Raw genomic sequence first — 1,104 nt, 5'->3', positions numbered from 1 at the left:
GCAACCGTCTTTCTCGCGGGCTGCGACTTTTTTTCTTCTGAGCCAGTGTATGGCGGGTTGAGCGCGGAGGGTATGAATTACACGCCGTACAACCTGACGGAGTTTGTGGTCCGTGACAAATATGGGAATCGAGCCAGTGGAGGCGGGGATCTGCCGCCAGGGTCAGGCGAAGGAAGTTTGAGTTGTTGTTACAAGCTAAAGGGAACGGAGTTCACGGTCGAGTGGCAAGTCTATGATGCAGATGAAGCGCGAAAGAACCTTTATGCACCTATAAAGAAGATACATAAGTCAACGACAGTTCAGCTTCCTCCGGTAAAGAGATCGAACAGGGCAGGCGACGATGTCTTGGCTGTGCACTTCTATCCAGACGATCATGTCGAATTCGAGTTTCGCAATGACTTTAGCGGCTCTCGAATCGACTATGGAGAGGTCGATCAGTGGTTTCAGACGAAATATGGCAAGGCCGCAAATCCAGACAATCTGAACTGGGCTGCCGCCTACCGTCGAACCACGCGTGTGGCTGTTCAAGGCTGGATGAAATACCGCTTCACCGACTCCGTCGATCTTGAGCAGTACGTGTACTACACGTTGCTCGTCAATCCGAAGTTTGACGAACACCCGGCGGTGCAGCGCATCGTCACGGAGTCGAAGGGCAAGCCCGGAGCGTTTGGTCTTGCGATGCAGAAGCTGCCTGCAGATGTTGTGCGCGAGATTAAGAGCAACAAGTTTATCCATGCCGCAGGTGGAAGCAAGAATGGCTAATACGAACAAAATCGATGCTGCAGATCGCACGCCTCTTGATGTGCTGGACGCGATTGGCGCCAACACGAAGGCTTATCCTTCCGATGACTGCATCCCATGCGGTGCGGTAATTCACATCGGATTCTTTTTTGATGGATTTGGCCGACACCGTGATCATGATGACCCATCGACGTCCCGATATTCGAACATCTGCCGGCTCTGGGAAGCACACCGAGAAAACAAGGATCGACGCCGTGGGAAGACCCCCAATCAGTTTTGGTACCGACTCTACTACTCCGGCCTGGGCACGGACCTCAACAAAGAAGCCAAAGACGGCGAAATCGTATCCGCGCTGACGAGCAA

General features: G+C 53.0%; 1 protein-coding gene and 1 pseudogene. Both read left to right on the top strand.

Annotation, left to right across the window (positions count from 1 at the left end; all coding sequences use genetic code 11):
* A partial coding sequence (locus tag NCR40_RS31175; protein ID WP_250511819.1) for a DUF3304 domain-containing protein occupies positions 1 to 762 on the top strand: 762 nt, incomplete at its 5' end.
* Positions 755 to 1,104: pseudogene (locus NCR40_RS31170) on the top strand (hypothetical protein); the annotation flags it as partial. The gene NCR40_RS31175 and the pseudogene NCR40_RS31170, both read left to right, overlap by 8 nt.

The organism is Caballeronia sp. GACF4, assembly GCF_023631025.1.
In the GTDB taxonomy this organism is placed as follows: Bacteria; Pseudomonadota; Gammaproteobacteria; order Burkholderiales; family Burkholderiaceae; genus Caballeronia.
Note: the sequence above shows the minus strand (reverse complement) of the source record. Positions and strands in the feature narration are given on the sequence as shown.